The 25,072-nt window shown below is 60.6% G+C and carries 24 protein-coding genes and 1 pseudogene; all 25 read right to left on the reverse strand.

Annotation, left to right across the window (positions count from 1 at the left end):
• Positions 1–2,958, reverse strand: coding sequence for a bifunctional [glutamine synthetase] adenylyltransferase/[glutamine synthetase]-adenylyl-L-tyrosine phosphorylase (locus IEX27_RS16210; RefSeq protein ID WP_188722132.1), 2,958 nt, complete (start codon positions 2,956–2,958; stop codon positions 1–3).
• A gap of 47 nt (positions 2,959–3,005) precedes the next feature.
• Positions 3,006–4,412 carry a sensor histidine kinase gene (locus IEX27_RS16215; protein ID WP_188722133.1) on the reverse strand — a complete coding sequence of 469 codons (1,407 nt, stop codon included), beginning with the start codon at positions 4,410–4,412 and terminating at the stop codon, positions 3,006–3,008.
• Positions 4,412–5,086, reverse strand: a complete 675-nt coding sequence (locus tag IEX27_RS16220; protein WP_188722134.1) for a response regulator transcription factor — start codon at positions 5,084–5,086, stop codon at positions 4,412–4,414. Before IEX27_RS16220 ends, IEX27_RS16215 begins: the two co-directional genes overlap by 1 nt.
• 93 nt (positions 5,087–5,179) lie before the next feature.
• Positions 5,180–6,706 carry a Do family serine endopeptidase gene (locus IEX27_RS16225; protein ID WP_188722135.1) on the reverse strand — a complete coding sequence of 509 codons (1,527 nt, stop codon included), beginning with the start codon at positions 6,704–6,706 and terminating at the stop codon, positions 5,180–5,182.
• Positions 6,707–6,881: 175 nt separating this feature from the next.
• Entirely contained in the window at positions 6,882–7,346 is a 465-nt protein-coding gene (locus IEX27_RS16230) for a cytochrome c-type biogenesis protein (RefSeq protein ID WP_188722136.1), read from the reverse strand.
• A gap of 2 nt (positions 7,347–7,348) precedes the next feature.
• The gene (locus IEX27_RS16235; RefSeq protein ID WP_188722137.1) at positions 7,349–9,325 is read right to left on the reverse strand and encodes a heme lyase CcmF/NrfE family subunit; all 1,977 of its coding nucleotides are present in this window, start codon (positions 9,323–9,325) and stop codon (positions 7,349–7,351) included.
• A complete protein-coding gene (gene ccmE, locus IEX27_RS16240; RefSeq protein ID WP_188722138.1) occupies positions 9,315–9,773 on the reverse strand; it encodes a cytochrome c maturation protein CcmE in 459 nt (152 codons plus the stop codon). Before ccmE ends, IEX27_RS16235 begins: the two co-directional genes overlap by 11 nt.
• A complete protein-coding gene (gene ccmI / locus IEX27_RS16245) occupies positions 9,770–10,879 on the reverse strand; it encodes a c-type cytochrome biogenesis protein CcmI (RefSeq protein ID WP_188722139.1) in 1,110 nt (369 codons plus the stop codon). The genes ccmE and ccmI overlap by 4 nt, the downstream gene beginning before the upstream one ends.
• Before the next feature lie 128 nt (positions 10,880–11,007).
• The gene (locus IEX27_RS16250; RefSeq protein WP_244630405.1) at positions 11,008–11,385 is read right to left on the reverse strand and encodes an RT0821/Lpp0805 family surface protein; all 378 of its coding nucleotides are present in this window, start codon (positions 11,383–11,385) and stop codon (positions 11,008–11,010) included.
• Positions 11,386–11,530: 145 nt separating this feature from the next.
• A complete protein-coding gene (locus IEX27_RS16255) occupies positions 11,531–12,955 on the reverse strand; it encodes an ATP-binding protein (protein WP_244630406.1) in 1,425 nt (474 codons plus the stop codon).
• Positions 12,948–13,613: a response regulator transcription factor gene (locus IEX27_RS16260; protein WP_188722140.1), complete on the reverse strand. Its 666-nt coding sequence runs from the start codon at positions 13,611–13,613 to the stop codon at positions 12,948–12,950. Before IEX27_RS16260 ends, IEX27_RS16255 begins: the two co-directional genes overlap by 8 nt.
• 37 nt (positions 13,614–13,650) lie before the next feature.
• Positions 13,651–13,869 carry a hypothetical protein gene (locus IEX27_RS16265; RefSeq protein ID WP_244630411.1) on the reverse strand — a complete coding sequence of 73 codons (219 nt, stop codon included), beginning with the start codon at positions 13,867–13,869 and terminating at the stop codon, positions 13,651–13,653.
• 152 nt (positions 13,870–14,021) lie between these two features.
• On the reverse strand, positions 14,022–17,912 hold the full coding sequence (locus IEX27_RS16270) for a baseplate multidomain protein megatron (protein WP_188722142.1): 3,891 nt from the start codon (positions 17,910–17,912) through the stop codon (positions 14,022–14,024).
• 6 nt (positions 17,913–17,918) lie between these two features.
• Positions 17,919–18,374, reverse strand: a complete 456-nt coding sequence (locus tag IEX27_RS16275; RefSeq protein WP_188722143.1) for an NlpC/P60 family protein — start codon at positions 18,372–18,374, stop codon at positions 17,919–17,921.
• Positions 18,371–19,258: a phage/gene transfer agent baseplate hub protein gene (locus IEX27_RS16280; RefSeq protein WP_188722144.1), complete on the reverse strand. Its 888-nt coding sequence runs from the start codon at positions 19,256–19,258 to the stop codon at positions 18,371–18,373. Before IEX27_RS16280 ends, IEX27_RS16275 begins: the two co-directional genes overlap by 4 nt.
• Positions 19,258–19,896 carry a DUF2460 domain-containing protein gene (locus tag IEX27_RS16285; protein ID WP_188722145.1) on the reverse strand — a complete coding sequence of 213 codons (639 nt, stop codon included), beginning with the start codon at positions 19,894–19,896 and terminating at the stop codon, positions 19,258–19,260. The genes IEX27_RS16280 and IEX27_RS16285 overlap by 1 nt, the downstream gene beginning before the upstream one ends.
• A 44-nt stretch (positions 19,897–19,940) precedes the next feature.
• The gene (locus tag IEX27_RS16290) at positions 19,941–20,498 is read right to left on the reverse strand and encodes a phage tail tape measure protein (protein ID WP_188722146.1); all 558 of its coding nucleotides are present in this window, start codon (positions 20,496–20,498) and stop codon (positions 19,941–19,943) included.
• Positions 20,483–20,680 (reverse strand): annotated as a pseudogene (locus tag IEX27_RS16295) (phage tail assembly chaperone); the annotation flags it as partial. The gene IEX27_RS16290 and the pseudogene IEX27_RS16295, both read right to left, overlap by 16 nt.
• A gap of 38 nt (positions 20,681–20,718) precedes the next feature.
• On the reverse strand, positions 20,719–21,054 hold the full coding sequence (locus IEX27_RS16300) for a gene transfer agent family protein (protein WP_188722213.1): 336 nt from the start codon (positions 21,052–21,054) through the stop codon (positions 20,719–20,721).
• Positions 21,054–21,470, reverse strand: a complete 417-nt coding sequence (locus tag IEX27_RS16305; protein ID WP_188722148.1) for a phage major tail protein, TP901-1 family — start codon at positions 21,468–21,470, stop codon at positions 21,054–21,056. Before IEX27_RS16305 ends, IEX27_RS16300 begins: the two co-directional genes overlap by 1 nt.
• Positions 21,471–21,519: 49 nt before the next feature.
• A complete protein-coding gene (locus IEX27_RS16310) occupies positions 21,520–21,924 on the reverse strand; it encodes a DUF3168 domain-containing protein (protein WP_188722149.1) in 405 nt (134 codons plus the stop codon).
• 144 nt (positions 21,925–22,068) lie between these two features.
• Positions 22,069–22,404: a phage head closure protein gene (locus tag IEX27_RS16315; RefSeq protein ID WP_188722150.1), complete on the reverse strand. Its 336-nt coding sequence runs from the start codon at positions 22,402–22,404 to the stop codon at positions 22,069–22,071.
• Positions 22,404–22,973, reverse strand: a complete 570-nt coding sequence (locus IEX27_RS16320) for a head-tail connector protein (protein ID WP_188722151.1) — start codon at positions 22,971–22,973, stop codon at positions 22,404–22,406. Before IEX27_RS16320 ends, IEX27_RS16315 begins: the two co-directional genes overlap by 1 nt.
• A 168-nt stretch (positions 22,974–23,141) precedes the next feature.
• Positions 23,142–24,407, reverse strand: a complete 1,266-nt coding sequence (locus IEX27_RS16325; RefSeq protein ID WP_373869890.1) for a phage major capsid protein — start codon at positions 24,405–24,407, stop codon at positions 23,142–23,144.
• Positions 24,404–25,057: an HK97 family phage prohead protease gene (locus IEX27_RS16330; RefSeq protein ID WP_188722214.1), complete on the reverse strand. Its 654-nt coding sequence runs from the start codon at positions 25,055–25,057 to the stop codon at positions 24,404–24,406. The genes IEX27_RS16325 and IEX27_RS16330 overlap by 4 nt, the downstream gene beginning before the upstream one ends.
• Positions 25,058–25,072 lie beyond the last annotated feature (15 nt).

Below are 25,072 nucleotides of genomic sequence, written 5' to 3' on the forward strand. Positions count from 1 at the left end.
TCAGGTTCCGATGAGGCGGTCGAAGTGTGCTCTCACCCGCTCGCTCGTCTCCTGCAGATGTGCTTCCAGCACGTCGAACTCAGGCAGGTCGAACCGCCCAAGCAGCGTGTCCGCAAGCTCCGGCGGGATGTCCTTGGGGTCCAGCGGCCCGGTTAGGCAGAGCCGCACCACCTGATCGATCTCCGTGTAGAGCCGATGGGCGTCCGTCAGCTCCACGACGATCTGCGGATCTGCGAAGGTGCCGGACAGGTGCTGGAGGATGTCATGCGTCCCGGTATGGCGGGGTCCGTCTACCTGCCCAAGCAACACCGCAATCTGCGCGATGAACTCAAGGTCCATCAGCCCGCCTGGCACCAGCTTCAGGTCCCAGGCGTTGCGCGGCGGCTTCTCGTTCAGGACAAGCTGGCGCATCTCCGCCGCGTCGTGTTTGATCTTCTCCGCAGAGCGTTCACTGCCGAGAATGGACTTCACATCCTCCTCGACCTCGGCGCAAAGACCTTCGTCACCGGCGATCGTGCGGGCACGCGTCAGCGCCATATGCTCCCAGGTCCAGGCTTCCGTGTTCTGGTACTTGCGGAAGGATTCGATGTGGGTCGCGACCGGCCCCTTGTTGCCGGAAGGACGCAGCCTCAGATCGAGCTCATAGAGCACGCCCTCGGCCGTCGGCGCGGAGACGGCAGCGATCAGGCGCTGGGTCAGGCGGCCATAGTATTGCGACGGCGCGAGCGGCTTTTCACCATCAGACTGTTCTGCCTGCGGGTCGTAGTCGTAGAGCAGGATCAGGTCGACATCGGACCCGGCAGTGAGCTCGCGACTGCCAAGCTTGCCCATGCCAAGGATCGCCACACGACCGCCGGTAACGCGGCCATGGATACGCTCGAACTCCTGCTGCACCGCATTGAGCGCAGACTGGATGGTAAGATCGGCAAGATCCGAGAACGCCCTGCCCGCGCGTGGACCGTCGATGCTGCCAGCGAGCAGCCGGATACCAATGAGGAAGCGCTGCTCGGCCGCAAAGATCCGGAGACGATCGAGCGTTTCCTCCAGCAGACGCGCTCCACCAAGGAAGTCAGCGAGTCGCTGGGCGAGATATTCCCGGCTTGGGAGTTCTGACAGAAGTGCTGGATCGAGCAGCCCGTCGAAGACATGCGGGCGCTTGGTAATGATGCCGGCAAGCCTTGGGGCGGCCCCCATGATCATCACAAGCATGCGCAGGAGTCGCGGGTTGGACTGCAGCAGCGAGAAGAGCTGGATGCCGGCAGGTAGGCCCGAGAGGAACTCATCGAAACGCATCAGCGCCTCGTCGGCCCGCTGCGTCTGTCCGAAGGCTTCCAGCAGCGCCGGCGTCAGTTCCGTCAGGCGCTCGCGCGCTTCGGCTGATTGCGTCGCCTTGTAGCGGCCGAAATGCCAGCCGCGGATGACGCGGCAGATGTCGCTCACGCGCTGGAAGCCGAGGCCGTGCAGCGTCTCCAATGTGTCGGGGTCGTCGACGTCGCCGGTGAAGACGAGATTGCCGAGGTGACGCGACAGCTGCGGCGCGGCCTCGAACAGGGCTGCATAGTGCTGCTCGACAGTGCGAAGCGTCGTGCGGAGCCGTTCGGCGAATGCGTCTTCGCCCGGGAAGCCGAGGAGGAGTGCGATGCGGCGGAGCCCCTCCTTGTCGCTCGGCAGGATATGCGTCTGCTCATCCGCAACCATCTGGATGACGTTCTCGACGTCACGCAGGAACCAGTAGCTTTCGACGAGGTCACGTTCCGCATCGGGCGTGATCCATCCTCTCGCGGAAAGCCTGCGCAGGTTGGTGACCGTCTCGCGGTCGCGCAATTCGGGGAACCGTCCACCGGCAATCAGCTGCTGCGTCTGGACGAAGAACTCGATCTCGCGAATGCCGCCGCGTCCGAGCTTCACGTTGTGCCCCAGCACGGCGACCTCGCCGTGGCCCTTGTGGGCATGGATCTGCCGCTTGATCGAATGGACGTCGGCGATGGCCGCATAGTCGAGATACTTGCGCCAGACGTAGGGCTGCAGTTCGCGCAGGAACGCCTCTCCGGCCGCGATGTCTCCGGCCACCGAGCGGGCCTTGATCATGGCGGCGCGTTCCCAGTTCTGGCCGCGGCTTTCGTAGTAATGGAGGGCTGCATTGATCGGGAGTGCAAGCGGCGTCGAGCCGGGATCTGGGCGAAGCCGCAGGTCGGTCCGGAAGACATAGCCGTCTTCCGTGCGATCCTGCAACACGCGGATCAGGCGGCGCGTCAGGCGGACGAAGGTCTCGACCGCTTCATAGGGCTCAGGGATAGCCGGCGCGGTCGGATCGACGAGCACGATCAGGTCGATGTCGGACGAATAGTTAAGCTCGCTCGCGCCAAGCTTGCCCATGGCAAGAACGATCCAGCCTGAGCCGGGTCCAGGGTTGGCGGGGTCCGGAAGTTTCAGTTTCCCCTGCCGATGCGCATCCAGCAGCAGGAAATTGACGGCAGACCGGACGCAGGCATCCGCGAGCTTGCTCAAGCGGTGGACGGTGGTCTCTGCATCCGTACCAGCAAGGTTGCCAAGTCCGATGAGGAAATGAGCCTCGCGCTTCAGCCGACGCAGCACCTTCATGATGCTTGCTTCGACGACTCCTTCCGCCAGGGCGGCGGCTGCGATCTGGTCGAAGAGCGAATTCAGATACGTCTCAAGCGGCGTGTCGAACAGAGCTTCCAGCGTTTCCGGAAACATCTGCATGCCATCGCGCATGTAGCTCGAAAGGCTCGCTGCGGTACCGAGAAACGTCGTAAGATCCCCGGACCCGGTGAGAACGCTCCGAAGCCGTGAAAGCCCCTTCTCTTCCGCCAGTTCGGTGAGCGTGGTGAGTTCTTCCTGAGCCTTCGCCGCGTCCATCGGCTGGAGCGCACGGACAGGCGTTCCGAACCAGGCTGTTCCGTTTGCAAATTCCGGGGGAAGGGATTCAGTATTCATGGGCAAACCGCAATGCTTGAGGCGAAGCGGCGCAACTGCCGCTCGCTTCAGCCATTCTTGCCGTTTGAAAACACCATGGCAACTGTGAGACCCGCACTATTTCGGCCGTCAGTTAATACAAGTTCGCCTTGATGGAAGGCCATGACGGCGCGGGCAAGGCTTAGGCCCAGCCCGGATCCCGGCTGGTTGCGGCTCTTCTCTAGCCGCACGAAACGTTCGGTCGCTCGGTCCCGCTCTTCCTGCGGAATGCCAGGGCCGTTGTCTATGACCTCAAGGCGCACCGCATCCGCACTGTTGGCAAGCGTAACGGTGACGCTGGGAGCCTCGCGCGAACCGGCGGAATACTTGATGGCATTGTCGACGATGTTGGAAAGCGCTTGCGCCAGAAGCTCACGATTGCCATTGACCTCGATGCTACCGGTGACGTCGGAATGGAGCATCACCCCAAGCTCTTCCGCAACGGGCTCGTAGAGTTCCACCACATCTCCGACGATGGCCGAAAGATCGACCTTGGTCGTCGCCTCAGCGGAGTAGCCGGCTTCGAGCCGGGAGATCATCAGGATTGCGTTGAAGGTTCGGATCAGCTGGTCCGATTCCGCGATCGTACGCTCCAGCGCCTCGCGTGCAGCGTTTTCATCGCCGGTTTCAGCGAGAGCGGCTTCGGCGCGATTGCGCAAACGCGTAAGCGGCGTTTTCAGGTCATGGGCAATATTGTCGGAGACCTGCCGCAGACCTTCATTCAGCGCGGCGATGCGCTCCAGCATGGCATTGAGGTTCTCGGACAACCGGTCGAACTCATCGCCGGAACCGGAGACCGGCAGCCGGCGGGTGAGATCGCCACCCATGATCTGGATGCTGGCCTCCGAAATGCTGTCGATCCGCTTCAGTGCCTTGCGTCCGACGAAGAACCAGATGAGCGCCGCACCGATGCCCATCATGCCCAGTGCCGCCATCAGCGCGCGGCGGACGATATAGCGATACTGCTCCGGTTCGCCGAGATCGCGGCCTACGAGCAGGATCATCTGATTGGGCAGCCTCGATACATGAGCAACTGCCTGGTGCACCTCCTGCAACTCACTCGTCTCGCCGTACCGGCTGTAATAGAAGGGCTGCTCAGTCCAGCCGGCGATATCCAGAACGCCGGGTTCGATCATCTCCACATTGCCGGAGAGGATCAGGCCGTTGTGGTCGGTGATCATGTAGAGATTGGCGCCCGGCTGGCGGGAGCGAATGGAGATCATCCGGACCAGACCGGTGATGCCGCGACGTTGGTAAGCCGTCGTCAGCGAGGCCATTTCTTCAAGAATGGCTTCCTGCGTCTGCGTGGTGATCATCCGCTGCGAGAGCGACGAGACATAGACGACGAGCACCACGGCGCAGGCGGCGAAAAGCAGGATGAACAGCGCGGAAAGCCGCGCCGCCGTGGTATTCATCAGGGCGCGTAGGCGATGCATTAGTCGGCCCGGATCATATAGCCTGCACCGCGCACCGTGTGGAGGAGCGGCTTGTCGAAACCCTTCTCGATTTTGCTGCGCAGCCGCGAGATATGGACGTCGATAACGTTCGTCTGCGGATCGAAGTGATAGTCCCAGACATTCTCGAGCAGCATGGTGCGCGTAACCACCTGTCCCGCATGGCGCATCAGGTATTCAAGCAGCCGGAACTCGCGCGGCTGCAGCGTGATTTCTTCGCCGCCTCGGGTGACGGTATGGGACAGCCGGTCCAGTTCGAGATCGCCGACCTTGTAGACCGTGTCGATGTCCTTCGCGCCGGTACGACGGTTGAGCACTTCGACGCGCGCAAGCAGTTCTGAAAACGCATACGGCTTGATCAGATAGTCGTCGCCCCCAGCCCTGAGGCCCGTCACGCGGTCATCGACCTCGCCCAGCGCGGAGAGAATGAGGGCTGGCGTCTTGTTACCCTTCGACCGGAGCTCGCGGATGACAGACAGGCCGTCGCGCAGCGGGAGCATGCGATCGACGATGTAGACGTCATAGGTGCCGGTATCGGCCAGTGCGAAGCCGGTCTCACCATCCAGCGCCGTATCGGCAGTGTGCCCTGCCTCCGCGAAGGCCTTCTTCAGGAAAGTGGACGCTTCACGGTCGTCTTCTATGATGAGGATCTTCATTCCGCCCAGCCGCCGGTTTCGATTACTTCCAGCAATTTATAGGAAATGGCCGGGGGTATGAACATACGCCCCGGCCATTATACCGTTACGCTATCAGCTGATCGGCAGCGTGATGAAGCGGTTTGCGTTATCGCGGACGATCTGCACGAAGATCCGGTTACGGCCAGCCTTGCGTGCTTCGTCAGCCGCGGCCTTCATGTCCTTCGCCGAGGAGATCGGCTTGGAGTTGACGGAGCGGATGATGTCGCCGGGCAAAATGCCGGAGCTTTCGGCATCGCTGTCAGGCTTGACGTCCGTAACCAGCAGGCCGTTACCATCGTCAGCCGGGGTCACCGAAAGACCAAAGTTGGTTTCGGTGGCTTCGGGAGCCTGGTCCTTGGTAGAAGCCCTGGCGGTCTGTTCCGCTCCCGGCATCTTGCCAAGCTTCACGCTCAGGGTCTCGGTCTTGCCATTGCGCCACACGACAACTTCGACGTCGGCGTTCGGCTTCTGGTTACCGATCTTGCGGGCCAGATCTCTTGAGGATGCGACGTCGTCGCCGTTGACCGAGATGATGATGTCGCCAGCCTTGATGCCGCCCTTTTCGGCGGCTTCGCCGCTGTTGACGTCGTTGATCAGGGCGCCCTTGGCGTCGGCAAGACCGACGGATTCCGCGATCTCCTTGGAGACGTCAGCAATCTGGACACCGAGCCAGCCGCGCTCGACGGCACCGTCCTTGATGAGGTCGTCAACGACGTTCTTCACCAGGGCGGCCGGGATGGCGAAGGCGATACCCACATTGCCGCCGGACGGCGAAAAGATGGCGGTGTTCACGCCAACAACTTCACCTGCAAGGTTGAAGGTTGGGCCACCCGAGTTGCCACGGTTTACGGCAGCGTCGATCTGAATGAAATCGTCGTAGAAGCTTGCACCGATATCACGGCCGCGGGCGGAGATGATGCCAGCGGTGACAGTGCCGCCGAGGCCGAAGGGGTTGCCCACCGCGACGACCCAGTCGCCGACGCGCATCTTGGACTCATCCGCGAAATCGACATAGGTGAACTTTTTGCTGGACTGCGCCTTGAGCACGGCGAGATCGGTGCGCGGATCGGTGCCCACCAGGTCAGCCTGCAGCTCGGTGCCATCGCTCATGACGACCGTGTACTCGCTGCCGCCCTCAACAACGTGGTTGTTGGTGACAATGTAGCCGTCTTCAGAGATGAAGAAGCCGGAGCCCTGTGCCGAAGGGCGAGGCTTCTGCGGACCGCGTTCGCGGGGCCGCATACCGCGCGGGCCCTGACCCTGCTGCCCTTCGCCACGGAACTGGTCGAAGAAACGGCGCAGCGGGTGATCTGGTGGCAGGTCCTCGAAACCGGGCATGCCGGGGAACGGAGAGCCCGCAGCAGCGGCCTCAGGAGCTACGCTGCTCACCCGGACGCTTACCACCGCAGGTGAAACGAGTTCAACCACGTCAGCAAAGCTGGGGGCTTCAACGGGCTGTGAGAGCTTGACCGGATCCGCCAGAACAGGGGCGACGCCGGTGGATATGGCGCCGAGGCCAACCGCACCGGTCAGGGCGAGGGTCGCCACGGTTGCGATGAGACTCTTCCGTGCTCTGAACGTCTTCTTCTCAGAATTCATGTTGGAAATGCTCCTCTTGGCACTCGTAAGGCTGTGTAAATGGTTACCGTTGCCCAACAGATAGGTCGCCATACATTACGGCGCCATTTCCAAGTCATGAAACTTTGGTAATGTTTGAAGAATGAACGGGGAGGTTATGGGGGATGTGGACTGAGCCACGGCCCTCAGGCGTGGCCTATTCCTTGGATTCCAGCACCTTCTGGAGTGCTGCTTCTTCTTCCGGCGAGAGCTGCTCGATCGCGCGCTTGCCCGCGCGCTTGCGGTAAGCGGTGAAGGCAAAGGCACCGCCTACAAGCAACACCAGCACCGGCGTTCCCCAGAGAATGAGGTTGCGCGAATTGAACTGCGGCCGCAGCAGCACGAACTCGCCGTAGCGGGCCGTGAGGTAGTTGATGACCTGCTCATCCGTATCACCGGCGACTAGCCGCTCGCGAACAAGGACGCGCAGGTCTCTCGCCAGCTCGGCGTCTGAGTCGTCAATCGACTGGTTCTGGCAGACCATGCAGCGCAGATTGGCCGACAGCGCCCGGGCGCGCGCTTCAAGTGCCGGATCGTCCAGCACCTCATCGGGGGACACAACAGCACCTGCCTGTCCAAGCATGGTGCAGAAGAGAACAAGCGCTAGCAGGATCGAACGCATGGTCAGGCCTCTGCCTCGACTGCAGTCTTTCGGCGGGTGGGCGCACCGACGCGCAGGCGACGGTCGCAGAGCGACAGGCCACCGCCGAACATCATGACAAGAGCGCCGATCCAGATCAGCGTCACACGTGGTTTCCACCAGGCGTGGACGACAAGGCCGTTCGGCGTTGCCTCGCCGATGGAAACGTAGAGTTGGCTCAGGCCAAAGGTGCGGATGCCTGCTTCGGTGGTGGGCATGCCGCGCGCGGGATAAAGGCGCTTGGCGGCAGCGATTTCGCCGAGCCTGCGACCATCCGGCCCCGTAAGATCAAAACGTGCCTGATCTTCCGTGAAGTTCGGACCCTTGAAGGGCGTGACGCCGCTGAACTTCAGCGTATAGCCGCCAGCTTCGACAACATCGTTCGGCTTCATCAGCACTATCCGCTCGATTTGCAGCGTCGTGACGCTGACAAGGCCGATAACCGTAAGACCAATTCCCGCATGGGCGAAGGCCGTGCCGAAGACGGAAAGCGGCAGCCCCTTGAGGCGGCTGAAGACGACCGAGAGAGAGTTCTTGCCCACGCCCGCCTTGAAGGCGATATCGGTCAAAGCGCCGAAGATCAGCCAGAAGCCAAGGCCGAGACCGAGCGCCGCCGCGGTCGATGTCTTGTCGGAGAAGAAGTAGGTGCCGATCATCACAACGAGCACAGCACCGAAGGCAAACTGCAGACGCTGCGCGGCTCCAAGCAGATCGCCGCGCTTCCAGGCAAGCAACGGTCCGAACGGTACGGCAAGCAGCAGCGGAACGACGAGTGGGATGAAGGTGAGATTGAAGAAAGGCGCACCGACCGAGATTTTCTCGCCCGTCAGCGCCTCGATCAGCAGCGGGTAAAGCGTACCGATGAGCACGGTTGCCGTACAGGTGCTGAGGATCAGGTTGTTGAGAACCAGTGCGCCTTCACGCGAAATCGGATGGAACAGGCCGCCCGAGGTCAGCGAGCTCGCCCGCAGGCCGAAGAGCGCCAGCGATCCGCCGATGAAGAGAAGCAGGATGATCAGGATGAACACACCGCGAGCCGGATCCGTGGCGAAGGCGTGGACCGACGTCAGCACGCCCGATCGCACGAGGAACGTGCCCATCAGGGAAAGCGAGAAGGTCAGGATCGCAAGCAGCACCGTCCAGATCTTGAGCGCGGACCGCTTCTCCATGACAATTGCAGAGTGCAGCAGCGCAGTACCGGCAAGCCACGGCAGGAACGATGCGTTCTCGACCGGATCCCAGAACCAGAAGCCGCCCCAACCCAGCTCGTAATAGGCCCAGTAGGAGCCCATGGCGATGCCGCCCGTCAGGAAGGCCCAGGCAAGCAACGTCCACGGACGGACCCAGCGCGCCCAGGCCGCATCGATGCGGCCTTCGATAAGGGCTGCCACCGCGAAGGAGAACGAGATCGAGAACCCGACATATCCGAGGTAGAGAAGCGGCGGATGGATCGCGAGGCCGATGTCCTGCAGCAGCGGATTGAGGTCCTTGCCTTCAATCGGCGCAGGAATGATCCGCGTGAACGGGTTGGACGTGAAGAGGATGAAAAGCAGGAACGCCACCGCGACCATGCCCTGAACGGCGATCACGTTTGCCCTGAGCGATGGCGGAAGGTTCCGGCCGAACACGGCAACCATCGCGGCAAAGAAGGCGAGGATCATCACCCAGAGCAGCATGGAGCCTTCATGATTGCCCCAGGTGCCGGTGATCTTGAACAGCATTGGCTTCGCCGAATGCGAGTTCTCCCAGACATTGAGGATCGAAAAATCCGAGACGATGTAGCCGTGGACGAGTGTCGTGAAAGACACAAGGATGAGCAGGAACCCGGCGATCGCCACCGTCTCGCCCACTCGCATCAGCTGGTAGCTCTTGACCCGCGCACCGACCAGCGGAACCGTCGCCTGGACGATGGAAAGCGCGAGCGCAAGGACAAGGGCGAAGTGACCGAGTTCAACCGCCATTCTTGGAACCACCTTCGCTTTCCTGCCAGACGCCCTTTTCCTTCAGGCCGTCGGCGACTTCGCGGGGCATGTAGTTTTCGTCGTGCTTGGCAAGAACGCTGTCGGCCACGAACAGACCGTCAGGCCCGAAGGTGCCCTCAGTGACAACGCCCTGCTCTTCGCGGAAGAGATCCGGCAGGATGCCTTCATAGCCAACCTTCACCGTGTGCTCGCCATCAGTGACGGCAAACTTCACGTGGGTGCCATCCATGCGCTCGATCGACCCCTTCTCGACCAGACCTCCGAGGCGAATTCTCTGCCCCGGAGCAACCGGTTTCGCGATCACGTCGGCAGGCATGTAGAAATAGGATGTCTGCTGCCCAAGCGCGAAGAACGTCAGGGCTGCCGCCACTGCAAGAAAACACATGCCGATGGCGATGATCGTCGCCCGCTTTTGTTTCCGCGTCATTCTTTTTCCTCGGGCAGAGTGATGCCAAGCTCCTGTGCAAACGTGCTCAGGTCGTTGGCGGATGGGCTGCCTTCACCCAGGGCTTTGATGCCGCGTTCAAGCGCGGCGCGTGCGTCTTCCTTGCGTTCCAGCACAATATAGGAACGCACGAGACGCTGCCAACCTTCCGGATCGTCGGGGCTTTCCTTCAGCCGTGCGTCCAATCGAGCCACCATCTCCTCGATCATCTGCTGCTGATCGTCGGAAGCCTGGCCCTCAGCGTTCGCTGGTTCGGACGCAGTGCCCTCTCCCCTCTGCGCCAGCGCCTGTCCGGCAACTTCTCTCCACGGGGAGTTTTCAGGGAGGTCCGCTAGCATGTTGGTCCAAAGAGCACGGGCCTCATCCATCTTGCCTTCCTGCGCACGCGCCAGGCCGACGAAGAACTGCGCCCGAGGCTCCTTGGGATCCATGGAAAGCGTCTTCTCGAAGGATGCAACGGCTTCAGCGGTCACAACGCCATCAGCCATGCCGACCAGCGCCTCACCAAGGACCGAATAGGTGTTCGCATTCGCGCCGCCAAGCGCGATGATCTGGCGGTAGGCACGCGCTGCATCCTGGTAGCGACCGAGCCGCATATAGACCGGTCCCAGCGTCTCCCAGCCCTTCAGGTCTTCCGGATTGCTGGCAAGATGTGTTTCGGCACGGCCGATGAGCTCGGCGATCGATGAACCGGCGGGATCGTTCTGCAGCCGTTCCGCGAGTGGCATCGCCGGCACACCCGGCGAGCCCAGGTAGCTGTAAAGCCCCCAGCTGATGACTGGTACGGCAAGAATACCGAACGCCGCGACAATGCGGACCACCGGTGCAGCGCCGCTCTTGCCGCCTTCGGCGCTGGCAGCCGCATTCATGCGAATGATGCGCCGGCCGATCTCGGCCCGGGCTTCAGCAGCGTCTTCCGTTGAAATCAGTCCGCGTTTGACGTCTCTGTCGAGCTCAGCCAGCTGGTCCTTGTAGACCGCGAGGTCATACTCTCCCTCTGCCGTGCTGTCGTTCCGGCGCAGGAATGGATACATCACCGCAAGTGAGGCGGAGGCGGTGAGAACGGCGGTTATGATCCAGAACGTCATGGGCCATCAAATAGCGGGAATTCGCGGTACTGCCAACCAAACCCGTTGCGGCCTTTTGACTAAGACATTCACGAGACTGAGAGGTTAGATCGTTTTCGCTGGTACGGACAGCGTCCCCGGAGACTGCTTCAGTTCAGAAGCGTCCAGCTCCCATCCGGGTTGCGGCAGGCCGTGCCACGGACCGACTGGGCCGGTCCGCCAGCGCGAACGACATGGGAATAAGGGCGGCAATCCTGCGATCCGACGCGGTAAGGCTGTGCTGCAATGACGGTACCGCCACGCCCGCTCTCACCCTGCCATTCGATCGGCTGCCCGGCCTGCGCATTTTCCAGCGCGCGCTGCTCGGCCGCCAACGCGGACGCAAGTTCACTGCGCGAGAGCTGAACATTCGCCTGCGAAACGAGGCCGGTCGATGCGCCAGAGGTGGCTGCGGCTGCAGGCGTGCTGAATCCGATACCACTCGTGGGCGCGCGCATGTTGCTGCTGCAGCCAGCGACAATCAGCATCCCCAAAGACCCAATCACAAGACATGCTTGACGCATGGAATTCCTCTTTTCTCACGCCCACGAGCAGACGCCAGTTTCACGCAGTAACAGGGCCGTCACCGATGGAATCCTGGAACGTCTACTTACGCGCATAAGCGGGTTATAATCAAGCAATGCGCAATTCTACTTCCGCGCGCAATCCACCAAGTTGAGACTTGCCGAGCGTCAGCCTGCCGCCGTACTCTTCGACCAGATCCGTAACGATATTAAGCCCGAGACCTGAGCCCTGCTTGGTTTCGTCGAGGCGCCGCCCTCGCTTGATCGCCTGCTTCGCCTGATCTTCCGGGATACCTGGCCCGTCATCCTCCACCAAAAGGCGGAACACGCTGCGCTCATCCCGCTTCGACGCAACGGTATCAAGAGAGACGACGATGCTGCTCTCGGCCCACTTGGCCGCATTTTCGAGAAGGTTTCCGATGATCTCTTCGAGATCTTCCTTTTCACCCGCGAAGAAAATCGCTTTCTCCGGTATGTTGAGCGTCAGGTCCTTGTCGCGCGCCAGCTTGCCGAAAACGCGCGCGAGCCTCTGCACCGTATCATTGACATCGGTGCGGACGGAAAGCGTGCTGCGCTGTGCTGCGGCTCGCGCCCGTTGCAGATAGTGGTCAATCTGCTTCTGCATCGCCTCCGCCTGATGTCCAATCAACTCGCCGCGCTGGTCTGCCATCGCGCGACCTTCGTTCATGATGACTGCCAGCGGAGTCTTGAGCGAGTGAGCAAGATTGCCGACCTGTTTGCGCGAGCGCTCGATGATCCGGCGGTTGCTCTCGATGAGCGCGTTCGTCTCTTCTGCAAGGGGTGCAATTTCGGCAGGGAATGGTCCGGTCAGCCGCTCGGCAGAACCCGCACGGATATTGGCGAGTGCGGCTGTGATGTTGTTGAGCGGTTTCAGAGCTAGCAGAAGTACGGCGACATTGATGATGATCATCCCTGCGCCGAACAGGGTGAGATAGAAGAGCAGACGCCGATTGAAACCCGCGATCTCGTTTTCAAGTTCGGTGCGGTTGCCCATCACGCGGAAGCGAACGATCCGGTCGCCCTGCCCCAGCACAACCTCAGCCTCCAGCACTTCGATCTGCTCGCCACGCGGACCTGCGGTCAGATATTGCCTGCGGAAATCGGAACCGAAGCGAACCGCCGGATCTGCTTCAGGCGGATCAAATCCAGCAAGCGACGAGGAACGCAGCGTATTGGTAAGTCCTTCGGAGACGGGCTCGACAGACCAGTACCAGCCAGAAAGCGGTTCGGAGAAGCGAAGGTCGCCGAGGTTGGGAGAGCCGGAAATCCAGCCGTCCTCGTTGGCGTTTACGGAAGCGATGAGGTTGAAGAGGTGCGCGGAGAGAACCGTCTCGAAACCGCGATGACTGACCTGTCGGAAGAGCGCCGTGATGATGGTGGCAACGACAACGAGCGCGATGATCGCCCAGAGCGACGAAACCGCGACAATGCGGAATGTCAGCGTTTGCGTAAGGCCGCGCAATCTCGCGCGAAAGTTGCTCATGGAAGCAGAATGACGCCCGAGGTCAGTCATTCGGCTCCCGGATCCGGTAGCCCATGCCACGGACGGTCTCGATCAGATCGACCCCAAGCTTCTTGCGCAGGCGGCCGACGAACACTTCGATCGTGTTGGAATCGCGGTCGAAATCCTGGTCGTAGAGATGCTCGACCAGTTCGGTCCGCGAAACAACAGCCCCCTTGTGATGCATCAGATAGGCGAGCATCCGGTATTCATGGGAAGTGAGCTTTAGGGGAATACCGTTTACGTCCGCCTTCGAGGTCGCGACGTCAAGCCGAAGTGGTCCGCAGACGAGTTCGGACGATGCATGTCCGGCGGCACGACGGATGAGCGCTCTAAGGCGCGCGAGGATTTCTTCCATGTGGAATGGCTTGGTGACGTAGTCGTCCGCGCCGGCATCGATGCCCGCGACCTTGTCGCTCCAGCGATCGCGGGCGGTAAGGATCAGGACCGGCATGTTGCGACCCGCCCGCCGCCAGCGCTCGAGTACGCTGATACCATCCATGACCGGCAAGCCGATGTCGAGGACGACCGCGTCGTAAGGCTCTGTATCACCCAGGAAATGGCCCTCTTCGCCGTCGAAGGCGCGATCCACGACATAGCTGGCATTCTCCAGCGCCGTGGTAATCTGCCGGTTCAGTTCCTTATCGTCTTCAACAACAAGAATTCGCATGCGAGCTCAAATCTCTCGAGACAGTCCGGTCATGCCGTCACCGTGCCGGCACCACAACTTCTTCCCGTCGCGGCCGTTCACCATTGCGACCGGGAACCAGCACGACGATCCTGCAGACCATCTGCCCTCCCCGGTTTTCCGCATTGGCAGCAGCCAGTTGCCCCCCCATCTCGGCGGCAACCCTTTGCCCGATGGCATAGCAATCCGCGCCTTGCGCGAGCAGAACCGGCGTTTCACCCTGCGAAAGAGCAGGCATCGCAGCAAGGCCAATCGCTGCGATCGTAAACAGTCCGGCAAGGGTGAGACGAGCGTTTTTCATGGGGCAGATTTAGGACAACGCTTCTGAATGGTTTATGAACGGTTGAGACCAATTAAGCACAAAAGAATGCTGCGAGCTACGGGCGACAATCAGTTCAAACTGAAAGTACGGTGGGCTGGAATGCCTGGCCCAACGGCGGCACTGATCTGGCGCACGCGAACGTCGATGGCGTCAGGTAGCGTGCCGAAATCGGCAGAGATTAAAGCTTCGCCATAGGTCCAGGACGGCTCTTCCGTCGTGACGGAACGGAGAGGCTCCGGGCCGCCAACCTCGAAAATTTCCACGAGATAGCGCTCCGCTGCTTCACCAAGCGGGACATCCTCGTTCAGCCAGCTATCGGCTTTCACACCACGGCAGCGCCTGGTCCATGAGAGGTGAAGCGCACCGTCAACCATGTTGTGACGGAGATGGACGGGCGAAAGCGGAAGCTGAGCCCGAATACCGCCCACGACTGAAAGGCTTACAAAATGCTCGTCCGTAAGATCATGACCGGTTGGTCCGACTTTCCAGTTGAGCTCAAGCCCGATTTCTTCCGGCCGCAGGCCTGCCGGCAATACCCTATCGTCCAGAAGTACGAACGGTGCGCCCGCATCAGCGCCAGCAGCCATGGCGTCACTGGTACCAAGCTGACCCCGCAGAAACGTTCTCAGCTCCCACAGGTTCACAGCCACTTCTTCCGCCCTCTGAAACTGCAGCACTTCCCACACTCCATTCGATGCAAGGACAGCACCTGCATTCGCCCCGTTCAATAGCTGTGGAATGCTGACGCTCTGCAATTCTCCGTCCCAGAGCTGCACCAGAAGCGTGGTCCCTCGATCAGGACGTCCTTCCACACTTGCACCGGCAAGCGGAGAAAGAATCTTCCCGATGGTCGCCCGTTCAGTAAGCACGGTCCGGAGGGCAAAACCGGAAGCCTCAGGCGAACTGTAGACCGCCTGGCTGCGCCACGGCTTCGCCCTCGTGGCAATCCGCAGACAATCCTGCGGCTGGTCAGTTCCCGTCGCGAGCGGAAGATCCATTAGCAATGCATGCGGTGGCCCGAAGGCAAAGGTGCGGTCGGCGAGTTCCGGCAATGTATTTTCCGATGCCGGGGTATCCGGAGCACGGACGATGTGGATGGCTCGAATTCTCTGGACCAATCCTTCCTCGATTTCCGTGACGAGATACTCGCGAGCCTCTACCTCAAGGCGAACGACACTTCCTACCCGGATGTCCTGCTCCGTGATCGGCAGCGAGAATGCGATCTCGTCGCGGCGATCCCAGGTCCTGCGCAGATAGTCGTTGACGAGTGCACTGGCCTCTCCTACGGCCAGCACGCCGGGGAAACTGACAAACGCCGTCCCCGCCCCTTCGGCACCGATCCTGTTGACCGAAGCAGTGGCCGACTGATGCTCATTTAGCTGGTCACGGAAATCGAGCTGCGCATTGGCTGGCAGGCTGATATCAGGCGTCCGCGTTCGCACGACCACATCGCCTTCATCGGGAATGACGAGATCCCTGATCGTTCGGGCTGTGGTCTGGTCACGGCCCTCTGTCGCAAATACCAGACAGTCCGCGCCAGCATGCACAGCAATTCCGAAGAGATTGATGATCGGCTCCAGCGAAGCCCTTGCCGTCGTTGGATTGTTGATGACATAGCCTTCGACCGTACCGTCAGCCCGCGTGGTATCAGCTTGCGGAAGTCCATGGTCAGTCAGGATGGCGTTGATGAGATCGGCGACCGCGATGCCGCTCAGCCGTCCGTTCAGCCAGTGCCCGTTGCTCCAGTTCTTGCCATCGCCCCATACCTCGGTCTCGACGGGAAAGTCAGGGAAGGGCCTGAGATCCCATGCCCAGATGCTGAGCTGGTCCGGATCGACCATCCGTCGATCATAAATCGGAGAAACCGGATTCCTGGTCTCGTCGCTCTCCTGCCAGTATTGATGATGCGCCAGCAGGAAGCGATGCTGCGCCAGATCCGTCCGGCCCCCATTTGAGAAATACGGTACGCCATTCTCAACGGACTTGCTGTCTGGAAACAGGTTGGGCTGGTTCGGCCCCTTGTCCACCGCCGCGCAACCAAGTTCCGTAAAATGGAACCGCTTTGATTTCGGCACCCAGGCAGTTGGTGCTTCCACCTCAACGCCGCCGATCCTGTCGAAATGCTGGTTCGACCACCAGGCATTCAGATCCTTGTAGCGGAAAACCCAGTGCTTCTCGTAGGCGGTGTCCTCGATGGGGCTTCTGGTTCGTTCATAACGATCGGAGGCGCTGGCATAATACCAATCGTACCCCTCGCCAGCAGCAATCCCGTTCTTCAGCCCCTCCAGATCATACGCCGAGGCAAACCCATCAGCGCCTCCAACACCCACGTCTTCATCACGCCAGTCGGAGAGCGGCATGTAATTGTCTATGCCTATGCAATCGACGGCGTCCGAAGACCAAAAACTGTCGAGATGGAAGAACACGTCTCCCGAACCATCCTGCGGATGGTAGCCGAAATACTCCGACCAGTCCGCGGCATAGGTAATCCAGGTATCGACACCCAGGATGTCGCGAGCGTCAGCGGCAAGATCCGTCAGCGCTTGAACAAATGGAAAGGCATTGCCCATGCCACGCACTCGGGTGAGGCCTGGCATCTCCGTACCAACGATAAAGCCATCCACGCCGCCTGCCAGTTCCGCCAGGTGTGCATAGTGGAGAATGTGACGCCTGAAGCTCCATTCCGTCGAACTGCCGGTAAAGTTGATTGTACTGCCGGCTGAAGCGAACTGCCCGGCGCCAGCGCTTCCAACGAACGCACTCACCTGGGCAGCTGCTGTGCTGGTCTGGTCAACGCTCCCGGCCTCGCCCGGCGCCGGGTGGCAGGTGATGCGCCCCCGCCATGGATAGGCAGCCTGCGACGCACCTCCATACGGGTCAGGCAGCGCATTTCCATGCGGCACATCCATCATGATGAATGGATAGAGTGCTACCTTCAATCCTCGCGCCTTCAACGCCTTGATGGCATCGATGACTGACTTGTCGGACGGGGTGCCGCCATAGGCTGCTCGATCCTCGTGTAGCGACACAGTATCCGCCGCCTCGCGCGCAATTCCTGAGACGGTCCACGCTTGTGAATATTCCCCACCGGCGTGAACCACCATCGGCTTGATCTTGCAGTCGCCAGCCCGCAGGTCCGTGCCGAACCACGTCACCACCAGAGCTACTTGCTCTAGGTTCGGGCAGAGTGCCATGAGCTCGTCGATCGCGGCCTCAAAATCCGTTGCATCGTGTAGGTTGTGGCGGTTCTCGGCTATCGTCTCCCCCGGTTCACCGGAAGATGTCACCAGGGTCGGGGAAAGCCCGTATTCCGTTGCTCCCGGGATAAGAGCAACGGACTTGATCCTGCTCCTCAGCTCTCCTGCCGGTCGCAGCACTTCAAACTGGAACTGCGGGATACGACGACCGTAGTCATCAATCGGAAACTGTTCGAAGACCACATAGGCTATCCCGCGAAAGGCCGGCGCATTTCCCATCCCCTGCTTTGATCTGATCAGCGGATCGGGTTGCTGGTCCTCATTCCCCCTGTAGATGCGCAGGTTCACTTCGCGAAGGTCTAGCTCACGCCCATCTGCCCAGATCCGTCGCACGCCAGCGATTTCGCCCTCGCATAGCGCAAAGGCAAGGTTGGCGTAGTAGGAATAGGTCGTTTGGCTCGGGCCTCCCCCCTTGGCCCCCTGCCGCGTCGTCGCGCTGCGCTCCTCAAAACGCGTAGCCCAGATCAGTGCGCCCCCAACACGCACTGTCCCATAGACGCGCGGCAGGGGGCTCCCCTCCTCCGCCACCATCATGTTTGCCGAGGTAAGCCGTGGCCCCTCATAGTGCTGGTTGCCGGTCAGGATTGCCCGGTCGACCATGTATCCGGCGAGCGCTCCCGCCGCCGATCCCACTGCCGCACCGACAGTACCAAATACGCCGCCGAGCCATGCGCCCGCAGCCTGCAAAACTATCGTTGCCACTTGGCTTTATTTCTCCGTCTTGACCGGAAAGGCAAAGATGCCGGCGATCCGCCGCCGCCATTGCGGCGCCAGCGGCGAGACCGTCACCGCGCTCCCCTCATAGGCATGGATGAACTGCGTAGCGTCCAGCAGGATGCCGGCGTGCTTGGCGGGTACGTTGCTTCGCCAGCGAAAGAGAACCAGCTTTCCCGGCAGCAGCTCATCCTTGCTGCAACGGATGAAATGCCTCTCCGCCGCCCGCAGAAGCCGTTCCTCTCCAGTGGCCTCCGCCCAGTCCTTGCTATAGACGCCTGCCTCTTCCGGCTCTGAACCGTAGAGCGATCGCCAGACACCCCGCACCAGGCCAAGGCAGTCGCAGGCGACCCCTTTCCGGCTCGCCTGATGGCGATAGGGCGTCCCAACCCACGCAAGCGCCTCGGCAATCACCATCTGCCCCCAGGCGTACTCCCTCTCATCGATCATTTGACGAGCGCTCCCCCGTCAAACACCTGTCCTTCCGAAACGTAGGTGTAGGCGAAATCATTGCCCGGCAGATGCGGAAAGCCGCGGAAGTTTACGCTGTTACTGAACTTCGCCTTGCAGGTTGCGAAGCGCTTGTCGCATCCGGCCGTGATGGTAAAACCGTCCCCCTCCTGCGCCGGGATCTCCAGCGGTCCTCTAAGATCGAGCCGCGCGAGACCGGCTTCAATCCTGTGTGCGATGACACGTTCCGGCCGCCCGCTCCTCTCGCCGGAGGTCCAGGTCAATACGCCATGGCTGAACCAGCCGTTCTCGAACCCCTCCAGTCCGGAAACCAGAACCGCATGGTCCCGGATGGCTTCGATGATCCCCTCGCCCTTGTACGCTGATGTATCCAGATCCACCCCGCACCGCGCATCGCCCAGCTCGGCGTCACAGGTGCGCCGCAGCGTCCGTCCATTGGTCTGGTCAAGCGCCCGTTCCGGGCTTTCAAGTTCTGCAACAAAGCGGCCATCCTGCCGCGTAATCTTGCCGATTACGGACCGACCAATGCGAGCGAATTGATCAGGGTCCCGCCAATTGACCAGCAGCGTCTCCACGGTCGCGCCATCATAAAAACCAGCTGCGATCTCCTCCTCTTCGATCGCCATGGAAGAGAGCACCCCCTCCACGTCCACGGCATCGACCGCCATGCCGAGCGATCGCCTGGCCTCCGTAGCGGATAGCCCGCTCTCCGGCTGGAACAGCGTATCGTCACACTCGATCGCCCGGTCATGGTCGGTGAACCCCAAGGCAGTGCCATCCCGGCGAGTCAGTCGCCAGCAATGGCAAACCGTCGTAATTTCCCCCGTCAGATGAGCTGCAAACTGCTCTGAAAGTGCTGCCATCAGAGCACCTCGATCAGCGGTATCGTCGGGATATGGCCGGCCTGAAACGAAGTAATGCTCGCCGAAAGCTGGTCCGTATCAAAACGAACCGCGACGTCGAACTCAAAGCCAGCCGTGATCACCGCACCTTCACCCGGAATAGCATCCGGCAGAAACACGATCTCTCCGCTGATGGGATCGACGGAAAAGTCCTCCGCCAGCGCCCTCTCCTCGTCGTCTACGGCGACAACGACGGTTCCTGCCACTGGATACTTGATGAGCCTCCTGTACGCATCCGCACCCGTCCCGTAGGTCTTGCTGATCTGGAACCTGCTCGTTTCGCCGTCACCTGTCCCGATCTTCTGGTCCGATGGCGAAACCGTTCCGATCGGCGTGCAGGACTTCATGTCGAACGGATCGCGGAAACGGAATGCGTGCAACGAACCCCTCCGTGCCTCGAAGAATTCCATTACCTGATAGAGATCCTCCACCGACCGAATACCCGTGCCAGCATCATACTGCCGGCGCGACTGGCTGGTCCTCGCGTTTCTCTTTTCTGCACCTGAAGTCAGTTGAACGATCTCATTCCGCCTCACCGGTCCGCCGGTTGCGCCAAACGCAATCCGGACCGGGAAACGGACGTCATGAAAACTGTCCATCCCTTGGCCCCCGCCAGTTCTGTCATTTGAAGTATGAAAACGGCCTACAGATTGCGCGCACCGCGCGAAACCGCCCGCGCCAGCATTGAGGTGATCTGTGCTTCCGACCGTTTGAAGGACGAAGCATCCTGCGCGGTGACATTGAACACCACCTGCACACCGCCGCCACCGCCACCCATGGCGGCGACGCCCAGACGGCCATCAGCAGTCCTCTGCAAGGGCATGATCGCCTCAGCCCCTGCCTCTCCCATCAGGCCGATGTTCTTTCCTGCCGGAAAATACGTCGGGCTCGAAACCACGCCGCCGGAAGCGAAGGGCACGACGTCCCCCTTTGCGAACGGCGTTATGCCGCCCAGAAGACTGCTGAAGAAGCCTCCCGCCAGGTTTTTGAGCGGGCTCAGCCCCTGCTCCAGCGCCATGCCCGCAAGGTTGAGCCCGATCCTGCGCAGCACATCCTCAAGCGACTTGCCGCTGAGTGCGGCTCCCTTGAGAGCGCCAGTCAGTTGCGATCCAAACGTCTGCGATAGAGTGCTGAGATTGGACAGCGCACGCTCAAACGGCGCCGTGTCAGCCACGATCGGCACCCTTACTTCTTCTGCCATTCATTGCCCCCTTGTCCATCATCGGGGAACTGCTGCATCAATCTCTGCAACTCGTTCCGCCGCATATTGCTGCCGGAACCCACGCCCAGCGCCTCCAGCGCTGCCGAAAGCTCCAGCGGGCTCATGGCCCAGAATTCCCGTGGCGACAGCCGCAACAGCACGAACGCGATGCCCATCACCTGGCTCCAGGGAAACGCTTCACGTTCGGCCGCTGCGGCCTCTAAGGGTTTGCCGTGCCGGCACTTTCCGGCTCGCCAAACGTCACAGCCAGCAGTTCAGCAACGATGCGGGCGAACCCCACCACGCCCTCGTCGCACTGCATCCCGAGCACCTGCTCGTCGGTGAGATCGTTGCCGCCGCCTCGCAGCCCCGCTCCAAGGATCGCCGCCATGTCACGGGAAGCAAGCTGCCCGCTCGCAAACCGCTGAACCAGACCGTTGATGTCCTGCGTCGCAAACGCAGACTCAAGCTCTGCCAGCGCGCCGAGTGTCAGGCATAGCCGATAGTCCTTGCCGTCCAGTCGCGCGCTGATCTCGCCACGCCTGCGATTGACCATCATGACGACACCGTGAAGGTGAGCGCACCGGCGGATTCAAGCGCCATATCGAACGTCAGTTCCCCATCGTGGTTGCCTGAATATTCAAGTGATGTGATCTGGAACGGTCCGGCAACGATGCCAAAGGATGGTATCGCAAGCTGCCAATTTGAAATCTGGCTGTTGAAGAACCGTGAGCGGATTGCCGCGTCGGATGATGCATCCTTGAAGATGCCCGATCCGCTGATCGACGCGCGCTGGACCCCAGTGCCCGCCAGCAGCTCCCTCCATCGCCCCTCCGACTCCGCGTCGGTAACGTCGACCGTCTCGCTGTTGAATGCGAGACGCTTGCTTCTGAGCCCGGCGACCGTCGCGAACGTCCCTTCGCCATCCATGTCGAGCTTGAGGATTAGATCCTTGCCCTTCTGTGCGACCATATAGGTCTCCCCCAATTCGTGTAACGGAAGAAAAATCGGATCCGTCGCGTCAGACGGGCTCCATCACGGCGCGGAAATGCATCGCTCCTTCATAAACATCGAGATCGTCATCATATCGGATCTCGGTCGACTCCAGCCTGTGGTTGACCAGATAATGGCTAGTCAGCGCCATCGAACCTTCCAGCCCATCACCCACATGCCCCATCAGCTGCAGCAATTCCTTGCGGCCTCGATGCTTGGACCAGACGTGCAGCGTATACAAAACCTCGCTGCCAGGGATCTGATCCGTGCTCCAATCGTAAACGTCAGCTTGGCCAAAGGTGATATAGGGAAAAGGCAGCGCTGCAGGTGTCAGGTCGTGGATCTTTGCTCCGCCCAACGCAGTGACCAATGGCGCATGCTCGGTCAGGGCGGTGAACACTGCCTGCTGAAGATCAAGTGCGGCTGCGCTCATGGCGTGGCTCCTTCACCTTGAGAGACACCCTCCCTTGAGCTGCGTGCCCTTCCCCAAGTCTGCCGATGGCCTTTGCCGCAAGCGACCGGCTCTTCAGGCGCAAGGCCTTCAGCAGACCATCAGGTTTGAACGACAACGAAACCTTCACGCCCCCTCCTCCCTGACCTGGCACAGGAGATAACGCCCCCGCTCGTCCAGGTCCCTGATCGTCACGATGTAGAGATGTCGCCCGTCAGTCACGAAGCGCATCCCGCTCTTGAGCCCGTCTCTAAAGCGCACGAGCACCTTGTGGGTCACCCGTTCGTGCTCCTGCCCCGCCCCGAAATAACTATGGGCGTTTACGGGCTCGATCTGGCCGAATACCACCGCCCATTCCGTCCAGGTCTGGGTGTGGCCGCCAAAGCCATCCGGAGTCACCACCGCGCTTTCAATGCGAAGCTCGGTTCTCAATTGTCCCGGATCTATGAACTGCAACTTCATCACAGCCTTGGCGTCCTGAAATTGCGGATGATCCGTAAGAATTCATCGGGAATGGAAACGGGTTGATCCTTGGCGCCATAGGCTCCCCGGAACTCGTACCAATGAGAAACGAGAATGCCGATCGCGCGCTTGAGACTTTCCGGCACATCCGTACCGCTCTCGCCATACCCCGCATCGAAATCGATCTCGATGCCGTTGATGCGGCGACCAGGTGATGGAACGTTCTGGAAATAGAGGCGTGCGGGTACGCTCGACCGGTCGAGCAGATAGTGATCCGCAGAAAGCGCCGTGCTGTTCCCGTCCTCATCGAAAACGGAAACCGACGTGATGCTGACAACCGGTGTACGGCCTAGATAGACAAACCGGCTCTTCGGCCAGGAGTCCAGGATCAGACGCCAGGACTGGTCTATCAATGCACGGGATGTGCTGCGCTCAACCTCTTCGCGCGCGGCCTTGATCAGGCCTTCGATCAGAGCATCCTCACTGTCGTGCGTAACACGCAGATGCTCCTTGATCTCCGTCAGGGTGACGGGTTCAACGGCTGGTTCAGCCGTCCGTAACAATGTCATGCAAATGCCCCCAGTTACATGATCTCCGCCATACCGGTGAACCGGCAACGGCATAGCCTCCAACGACGCAAAGGTGCGGTCCCGGTGGGAGGAGAACCGGGACCGCTTCTCGCCGCGTGCAGAACGCAAGACCGCATCTGCACACGAACGATCCTTACTAAGGCGCTGCTAGGACGCAGCCACCTTGAGCAGCTTGATGGCTTCAAAGTCTTGAATACCACCACCTACGCGTTTCGTTGTATAAAACAGTACATATGGCTTAGCTGAGTATGGATCTCGCAATATTCTCACACCCGCGCGATCAACAACGAGATAACCGCGCTTGAAGTCACCAAAAGCTATTGGAAATTTATTTGCTTCAATATTCGGCATATCCTCGGATTCAACTACCGGGAAGCCCATGAGCATTGCCCTGGACGCAGCTGATGCAGGTGGCTGCCAGATATACTGACCGTTCTCATCCTTCAGCTTACGAAGCGCCGCCTGCGTCTTGCGGTTCATCACCCAGGTCGCATTCTGACGATATCCAGCCTTCAAAGCATAAACGATATCGATCAGCGTATCCGTCGGATCAGTGGTTGCGAGCGTCGAAGCCGCGCCCGTCGCAATGTAACCCACCTTGTCCCACGCCCAGCTCGCATCCGCCACCGTTGTATAGGCGAGGAACCCCTTCGGCTTGTTCGATCCGTCACCTGAGACGAATGCCGTGCCTTCCTGCTCGGCAAAAACGGTCTCGATCTCGCTTGCCAGCCACGCATCCAGATCGATCATGCTGTCGTCCAGAAGCGCACCCGTCGCAGCCGGCATCGCATAGAGTTCCGCCGTCGGGAAGGAAAGCTCCGCCAGTGTATTCGTGGTGGTCTGGGTACGCGACGCAGTCTCAGCAACCCAGCCCGTGCCGATACCCGTCGTTGCAAATGGCTTCTTCAGCGTCGTCGACGAAATCCTGCGCACCGATGAAATCGACCGGATCGGCGAGATCAAGGCCAGCCTGCGGCCAATCTCTGTTTCGGTTTCATCCGGAACCAGATACCCGCCATCCGCAGCCGTCCCATACGACATCGCCTTCTCTTCGAAGGTCCTGAGTTTGCGCTCGTCGCCGCTGCGCATATAGGCCTCGAAAGCCTGTTTGCGCTCGATGGAAAACGCCGAAGACGCAACCGTATCCACCCCCATGGGCGGCCTGGCGTTCTTCAGCGCAATCGCATCGACCAGACGCTTCTGCTCATCCAAAGCATTGGAAAGACGATCGACCTTTTCTGTAGTAATCGGATCCGCCACAGACCGGCGTTCAATCTCCTTCAACCGTTGATCATTGGCATCCTTGAAGGCTTCGAAGGAATACATAAGCTCTTCGATAGCCATGCTGATATCAGCGGATTTGGTTTCGACCAGACCCGCTTCTGCCCCTACTGTCATACTGCCCCGCTCTATTTTTGAAACATCTTCGCCGCCTGGCGGATCGTCTCCGCGACTTGTGGCGGCATGGTTGTTGCGGCATCCCGCTCGCGCTGCAGATATGCGAAGCCCTTCGCTATCACTGTCTTGGCCTCGCTTCGCGTCAGCCCCGCGTCTCGCAGGAGCCAGCGTTCGAAATCCCGGGTACTAGGTAAACCGGGACAACCCTTGACACGCTCAATGCGCGCCTCGGGATTCATGGGGAAAGTAACGACGGAAATCTCCCACAGATCCGCCTTCCGGATATGGCGCACGCCAGTCCGGGCGTCCTTGGTCGACTGGATGGTGCGAAACCCGATCGACAGCCCGTCGATAGCCTTGTTGCGCATCAGTTCCAGCACCTCGCTGGCTCTCGCAACACCCGGCGCTAGTCTGCCGACCACATACAGTCCGCGCGCATCCTCCTTGATTTTTTGCCATGTGCCGATCGGCTGGGCGGGATCGTGCTGAAACAGCATCCTGATCCCGCCCGCCCCCCGCCGATCTATGGATTCGACAAAAGCTCCCCTCTCGACGACCTCCCGTCCGAGATCTACCCGCCCGAACACGCTCGCGTAGCCCGAGAACGTACCGTCCCGATCCACGTCAGCGATCCTTAGCCCGGCGAACTTGCGTTCCCTTGCCATCATTGAATTTGCCTG

The organism is Nitratireductor aestuarii (assembly GCF_014641695.1).
GTDB lineage: Bacteria > Pseudomonadota > Alphaproteobacteria > Rhizobiales > Rhizobiaceae > Chelativorans > Chelativorans aestuarii.

Excerpts from the sequence above, each read along its gene's own strand:
- IEX27_RS16260 (WP_188722140.1), bottom strand. The coding sequence starts at position 13,613 with ATGCGAATTCTTGTTGTTGAAGACGATAAGGAACTGAACCGGCAGATT.
- IEX27_RS16305 (WP_188722148.1), bottom strand. The coding sequence starts at position 21,470 with ATGGTCGCACAGAAGGGCAAGGATCTAATCCTCAAGCTCGACATGGAT.
- IEX27_RS16315 (WP_188722150.1), bottom strand. The coding sequence starts at position 22,404 with ATGAAGTTGCAGTTCATAGATCCGGGACAATTGAGAACCGAGCTTCGC.
- IEX27_RS16285 (WP_188722145.1), bottom strand. The coding sequence starts at position 19,896 with ATGGACAGTTTTCATGACGTCCGTTTCCCGGTCCGGATTGCGTTTGGC.
- IEX27_RS16250 (WP_244630405.1), bottom strand. The coding sequence starts at position 11,385 with ATGCTGATTGTCGCTGGCTGCAGCAGCAACATGCGCGCGCCCACGAGT.
- IEX27_RS16230 (WP_188722136.1), bottom strand. The coding sequence starts at position 7,346 with ATGCGTTCGATCCTGCTAGCGCTTGTTCTCTTCTGCACCATGCTTGGA.
- IEX27_RS16300 (WP_188722213.1), bottom strand. The coding sequence starts at position 21,054 with ATGGTCAATCGCAGGCGTGGCGAGATCAGCGCGCGACTGGACGGCAAG.
- IEX27_RS16330 (WP_188722214.1), bottom strand. The coding sequence starts at position 25,057 with ATGGCAAGGGAACGCAAGTTCGCCGGGCTAAGGATCGCTGACGTGGAT.
- IEX27_RS16275 (WP_188722143.1), bottom strand. The coding sequence starts at position 18,374 with ATGATCGATGAGAGGGAGTACGCCTGGGGGCAGATGGTGATTGCCGAG.
- IEX27_RS16280 (WP_188722144.1), bottom strand. The coding sequence starts at position 19,258 with ATGGCAGCACTTTCAGAGCAGTTTGCAGCTCATCTGACGGGGGAAATT.
- IEX27_RS16210 (WP_188722132.1), bottom strand. The coding sequence starts at position 2,958 with ATGAATACTGAATCCCTTCCCCCGGAATTTGCAAACGGAACAGCCTGG.
- IEX27_RS16255 (WP_244630406.1), bottom strand. The coding sequence starts at position 12,955 with ATGACTGACCTCGGGCGTCATTCTGCTTCCATGAGCAACTTTCGCGCG.
- ccmI (WP_188722139.1), bottom strand. The coding sequence starts at position 10,879 with ATGACGTTCTGGATCATAACCGCCGTTCTCACCGCCTCCGCCTCACTT.
- IEX27_RS16310 (WP_188722149.1), bottom strand. The coding sequence starts at position 21,924 with ATGAGCGCAGCCGCACTTGATCTTCAGCAGGCAGTGTTCACCGCCCTG.
- IEX27_RS16220 (WP_188722134.1), bottom strand. The coding sequence starts at position 5,086 with ATGAAGATCCTCATCATAGAAGACGACCGTGAAGCGTCCACTTTCCTG.
- IEX27_RS16320 (WP_188722151.1), bottom strand. The coding sequence starts at position 22,973 with ATGACATTGTTACGGACGGCTGAACCAGCCGTTGAACCCGTCACCCTG.
- IEX27_RS16215 (WP_188722133.1), bottom strand. The coding sequence starts at position 4,412 with ATGCATCGCCTACGCGCCCTGATGAATACCACGGCGGCGCGGCTTTCC.
- IEX27_RS16265 (WP_244630411.1), bottom strand. The coding sequence starts at position 13,869 with ATGCCTGCTCTTTCGCAGGGTGAAACGCCGGTTCTGCTCGCGCAAGGC.
- ccmE (WP_188722138.1), bottom strand. The coding sequence starts at position 9,773 with ATGACGCGGAAACAAAAGCGGGCGACGATCATCGCCATCGGCATGTGT.
- IEX27_RS16235 (WP_188722137.1), bottom strand. The coding sequence starts at position 9,325 with ATGGCGGTTGAACTCGGTCACTTCGCCCTTGTCCTTGCGCTCGCGCTT.
- IEX27_RS16225 (WP_188722135.1), bottom strand. The coding sequence starts at position 6,706 with ATGAATTCTGAGAAGAAGACGTTCAGAGCACGGAAGAGTCTCATCGCA.
- IEX27_RS16290 (WP_188722146.1), bottom strand. The coding sequence starts at position 20,498 with ATGGCAGAAGAAGTAAGGGTGCCGATCGTGGCTGACACGGCGCCGTTT.